The 5,022-nt window shown below is 64.1% G+C and carries 5 protein-coding genes and 1 pseudogene; all 6 read right to left on the bottom strand.

Annotated elements, in window-relative coordinates; genetic code table 11:
- A partial coding sequence (locus B3F77_RS15560; RefSeq protein WP_293605822.1) for an ATP-binding cassette domain-containing protein occupies window positions 1-524 on the bottom strand: 524 nt, incomplete at its 3' end.
- A gap of 14 nt (window positions 525-538) precedes the next feature.
- Window positions 539-1,643 (bottom strand): annotated as a pseudogene (locus tag B3F77_RS15555) (ABC transporter permease).
- Window positions 1,640-2,857, bottom strand: a complete 1,218-nt coding sequence (locus B3F77_RS15550) for an efflux RND transporter periplasmic adaptor subunit (RefSeq protein ID WP_293605821.1) — start codon at window positions 2,855-2,857, stop codon at window positions 1,640-1,642. The pseudogene B3F77_RS15555 and the gene B3F77_RS15550 overlap by 4 nt, the downstream one beginning before the upstream one ends.
- Complete coding sequence (locus B3F77_RS15545) at window positions 2,854-3,519, bottom strand: TetR/AcrR family transcriptional regulator (protein ID WP_293605820.1); 666 nt, start codon at window positions 3,517-3,519, stop codon at window positions 2,854-2,856. The genes B3F77_RS15550 and B3F77_RS15545 overlap by 4 nt, the downstream gene beginning before the upstream one ends.
- Window positions 3,520-3,759: 240 nt before the next feature.
- Complete coding sequence (locus B3F77_RS15540; protein WP_293605819.1) at window positions 3,760-4,143, bottom strand: hypothetical protein; 384 nt, start codon at window positions 4,141-4,143, stop codon at window positions 3,760-3,762.
- 357 nt (window positions 4,144-4,500) lie between these two features.
- On the bottom strand, window positions 4,501-5,022 hold a 522-nt coding region (locus B3F77_RS15535), incomplete at its 5' end, for a YlqF/YawG family GTPase (RefSeq protein WP_422662097.1).

The raw sequence follows: 5,022 nt of genomic DNA, 5'->3' as shown, positions 1-5,022 counted from the left end.
CAGACGAGGAGCGGCGGGTGGTTCACGAACGCGCGCGCGATCGAGACACGCTGCTGCTCGCCGCCCGACAGTTGCGAGGGCTCGGCTTTGGCGCGGTGGGCCACGTCCAGCGCGGTCAGCAGTTCCAGCGCCCGGGCGCGGGACTGGGCGTTGGGCACGCCGGCCAGCATGGGCAGCAGGGCCACGTTGTCGGTCACGTCCAGGAACGGAATCAAATACGGCGCCTGGAACACAAAGCCGATTCGGTCGCGTCGCAAGGCGCGCAGATCAGAGGTGGTCCAGCCGTTGTCATAAATCAACTCGTTGCCCAGCGTCATGCGGCCAGCCGTGGGCTCGATGATGGCGCCCAGGCACTTGAGCAGCGTGCTTTTGCCCGAGCCCGAGGGGCCGACCAGACCCACCACCTCGCCGGGGCCGACGGTCATGTTGACGTTTTTGAGCGCCTCCACCGCCGTGTCGCCCTGGCCATAGACCTTGCGCAGGCCTTCGATGAGAATTCCGCCGGGAACTGTGGGTTGGGTCATGTTGTTCGTTCCTGTCACCCGATGGCCTCTGCCGGATCAACCTTGAGCGCTGCGCGGATGGCCAGGGTGCTGGCCAGCGCGCAAATAAGCATCGTCGCCACCAGCCCCGTCACGGCGTCCTGCGTCAGCAGCAGCACAAATTTTGGAAACACCGGTGCCCAAATGGTGGCCGCCACCTTGCCGATGATGAAACCGATCAACCCCAGGCCCAGCGCTTGCTGCAGGATCATGCTGGCAATGGTGACGTTGCGCGTGCCGATGAGCTTGAGCACCGCGATCTCGCGGATTTTTCCCAACGTCATGGTGTAAATGATGAAGGCCACGATGGCCGCGCTGACCACCGCCAGAATCATCAGGAACATGCCGATCTGTCTGGCTGCGGTGGCGATCAGCTTGGCCACCAGAATCTCTTCCATGTCCATACGGGTGAACACCTGCAGGTGCTTCCAGCGGCGGATCGGCTCGGCCACCTGCTCGGGAGTAAAGCCTGGCGCCAGTTGCACCAGCACGGCATTGACGTTGTGGCTGCTGGTTTGCAGGGCCTGCACCGCGTCCAGCAGGCCGGGAACGCCGGGGCGGTTGAAGGCGGGGTTGGCGGCGGTGCGGGTGCGGTCGTTGATGATCGCGTCGTTGTCTTTTAAAAACTGCGCTTCCTGGGCGTCCTTGAGCGGGATGAACACCATCGGGTCGCCGCCCGAGGACACCATGCGCTGCGTCAGCCCCACCACGCTGTAGTCGTGGCGGCGGATGCGGATGCGTTCGCCCAACGCAAAGCCGGTTTTCACGTCGGCCACGGCCTCGTAGTGGCTGCGCGTCAACTGGCGGCCTGCCAGCAGGTAGCCCGGCTCGCCAGGCTGGCCGGGTTCCATCCCGACCACCATGGCCCGGGTGTCGTCGCCGTCATTGCCTTGCACCTGCATCGTGAAGTAGGTCACGTTGGCCGCCTGCGCCACGCCGGGCATGCCGCGCAGGCTGCGCACCACGTCGTCTTTCAGGCTGGACGACTCGGCATACGGCCCCTGGGTGTCTTTTTGCACCACCCACAGGTCAGCGCCGCTGTTNNGTGAGCACGAACTTGCCCCAGCTGTGCAGTATGTCGCGCCCGGCCAGGCTGATCATTGGCCCGCCCCTTGGTTCTCGGCCTTGACCAGCGCGTCCACCACCTTCACCCGGGTACCTGTCGTGAGGGCTTTCTGGCTGTACACCACCACCTCGTCACCGGCTTTTAAACCGCTCAGCACCTGCACCTGACCATCCAGGCTGCGGGCACCCAGCCGCACCGGCGCGAACACCGGTTTGCCACCTTCCATCCGCCACACGCCGGTTTCGCCCTGACGATTCTGAATGCTGGCGTTGGGAACCAGCAGCGAAGCCGGCGTTTCGGGCAATTGCAGCGTGACTTCGGCCAATTCACCGACTGAAGCGCCTATAGCCACACCTGCCGGTGGCTGATTAAAGGCCACCTGCGCGATGCGCTCCTCGGTCACGCTGTCGGCCAGCAGCTCTACCCGCGCCACCTGGCCTGCCAGGGGCAGGTGCGATTGCGAGCGCAGCACGATGCTGGCTTTCAGGCCAGGCGCGAGCCCGGCTGAACGGCCCTGGTCCACCCGCAAGTTCACCCACAGGCTGGCCGGGTCAATCAGCCGCAGCACCGGCTGGCCTGCCACCACGGTGGTGCCGGCTTCGGCGTCGCGGCTGGTGACCACGCCATCGGCCGGAGCTAGCAGGCGCACGTTGTCGCGCTGCTGCTGCAGGCCGGCGCGCTCGGCCTTCTGCCGGGCCACGTCCTGGCCGGTGCCGGTCAGGTTGGCCTGCGCGGCCTGCAGCGCGGCGTCAGCCGAGATTTTTTCCTGGAAGCGGGCCTCGAGTGCGCCGGCGCTGATGAAGTTCTGGTCGGCCAGGTCCTGGTTGCGTTTGGCATTGGTGGCGGCCAGCGCTCGTCGTGCCGTGGCGTCCGTCAGTTGGGCCTGCGCCGCCGCCTGGGTGCTGCCCGCGCGGGCCAGCGAGGCATCCAGGGCGGCTAGGCGCTGGTCCAGGTCCACCGGATCCATTTCGGCCAGCAGTTGCCCGGCCTTCACCGTGTCACCCACATCCACCTTCACGGCCAGCACCCGGCCCGCCGTTGTGGGGCCGACCATCCAGCTATGCCGCGCTTCCACGGTGCCAATGCCAAAAATGGCGGGGCTCAGGCGCCCCTCGCGAACGGTCGTGACCGTCACGCGCGTGGGTGCCAGCGGGCCGGTGCGCAGCGCCACAAAGGCCAGGGCGCCCACCAGCACCAGGACCAGTCCGCCCAGGGCAAGGCGGCGCAAAAGCAGGGGGTTGCGTTTCATGAGGTTTCCTTCAAAGTGGGATCAATGTGCTTGCTTGCCGGTGCGCCGCCACCATGCACTGCCAGCCCGCGCAGGTAAATCGTGAACACGCCGGGAGCCTGTGCCGCCATGGCCTGCACCTGGCCGCTGATCAGTGACTGCATCACCAGACCCTGCACCGAGCCGATGAACAGCACCGCGGCGGCCTGCAGGTCGGTGCCCGGGGCCAGCAGGCGCTGGTCGTGCGCACGCTGCAGTAGGCGCGTGATCAAGGTCCGGTACTGCTGCATCAGGCTGCGCACGCAGGCCTTGAGTACGGTGTCCTGTGCATGCTGCAGCTCCTGAAAAATCACCCGGGGCACGCCAGGATGGGCCACCACAAAATCCACATGCGCCTTGAACACGGCTTGCAGCGCGGCCAGCGGGCTAGGTGCTGCGCTTGCGGCGGCCTGCAGCCGGGTCATCAGGGTGTCGGTACTCCACTCCAGCGCAGCCAGCCAGATGGCTTCCTTGCTGGCAAAGTGCCGGAACACCGCGCCTTGGGTAATGCCCACCGCTTGCGCCAGATCGCCGGTGGTGATGTCGGCCGGGCTGCGCTGGGCAGCCAGTTGCAGGGCCGCTTCCACCAGGCTGACCTGACGGACTTCGGTGGGCTGCTTGGAACGCTTGCCGGATCTTTCCATGATTACACAAGTAATTGATTAATTACTTTGATTCTAAAGCAAGGCTTGGCACCGTGGATGCGCGTTTGGTAGTCCGGGAAGAAAACGCGGATGCAGGTGGCCCGGGCAGCCGTCAGCCCTCGCTGGACCTGCGCTGCTGCTGGCGCATGGACCCGTTCATAACGGTTCAGTGGACGAGGGCTCTGTTTTTCCTACGCTGGCAACCCGCAAAAAAAGAGGGCCGCCCGTCAGGAAACCCTCTCAGGACGCACCACCGCGTCGGGCGTTGGCGGCTTCTTCGTCAGTCTCCAGCGTCTCGCGTGGCCGGTCGCTGTGCGACACCTGGTAGCCGTCGGCGACGTAGCCGGGGCCTTTCATCACCATCACGATCACGCAGCCAATCGCGAGCGTCAGCAGCATAGCCCAGTTAAAAATGATGACAGCCCAACAGAAATAGTCAACCATTTGGAGCCAGCGGGCATCTGCGGCGCTGGCCTGCGGATCGGCCAGCAGATGCACCAGACCCAGGCCGAGCAAAGGCAGCATGGTGCCCAGCAAGGCGATCAGCGGCAGCTTGCGCCACAGCGTCCATTCCAGCCCGCTGGCGGCGCGCTTGCTGTGCGGAAGTTTTTGCAGCCAGTTCATGAGGGCACCTGACGGTCGGCGAGTCGCCGAGTGGAATAGGGAAATACCCATATTGTCTGGAAAACCCTGAACCCATGTTTAATCAGGATCAATCAGCTGCTTGGGGAAGGGAAATAGGTGCCTGCTGGCAGTCAAATTCCCATTAACCGCTCTTGGCTGCACCTGCCAATGAACAGGTGTGGCTTCATCACCCCCGAGGCCAGTCAACCCGATAGCTATACTTTTAATAGCTGCCTGCACCCGTCCCGTATAGGCTAGAGGCCTATTTTATCTAAAAAAAATAGTGAATTCTGCTTCTGACACCGGCTCTGGCGCAGCGGTCTTGCTCCGGCGCTCCTTCGCTCCCTCGACCGTCCGTTACGTCGCTTCAGGTTTTGCAGGCCGCGGAATCTTCTTGAACTTGATCAGGCGGCTGGTCTCGATCTTGTCTTTTTTGACCTGGCGCTCTGCATCCAGCTTCTGCCCCGCAGCCAGCCATTCGGCAAACTCTTCGGGCGTTTCCAGCGTGACGCGGCCGAGCGTGGCGGCACGGAATTCGTAAATCACGATTTCGGCGGCCTTCTGCAAATTGACACGACCCTTGGTCAGCACGGCGCCGCGCTTGCGGCCGATTGCTTCGAGCAGTTGCTCATCGGTGATGCCCGGCGTCACTTCCACCTTGTAGCGCGCCTCCAGCAAACCGGGGTAGTGCTTGATGAGGTAATCAAGCAGTTCCAGCGCGACCTCTTCTTCTTCGAAGGCGTTGCGGCCAATGGCGCCGCTGGCCGCCAGGTTGTAGCCGCTTTTGGCCACGATGATGCGCGGCCACAGCATGCCGGGGGTGTCCCACAAATAAAAGCCGTCGGCCAGCACGATGCGCTGCTCCAGCTTGGTGACGCC

It is taken from the genome of Polaromonas sp. UBA4122 (assembly GCA_002381615.1).
GTDB lineage: Bacteria > Pseudomonadota > Gammaproteobacteria > Burkholderiales > Burkholderiaceae_C > Polaromonas.
This window is presented reverse-complemented; position numbering and strand designations above follow the sequence as displayed.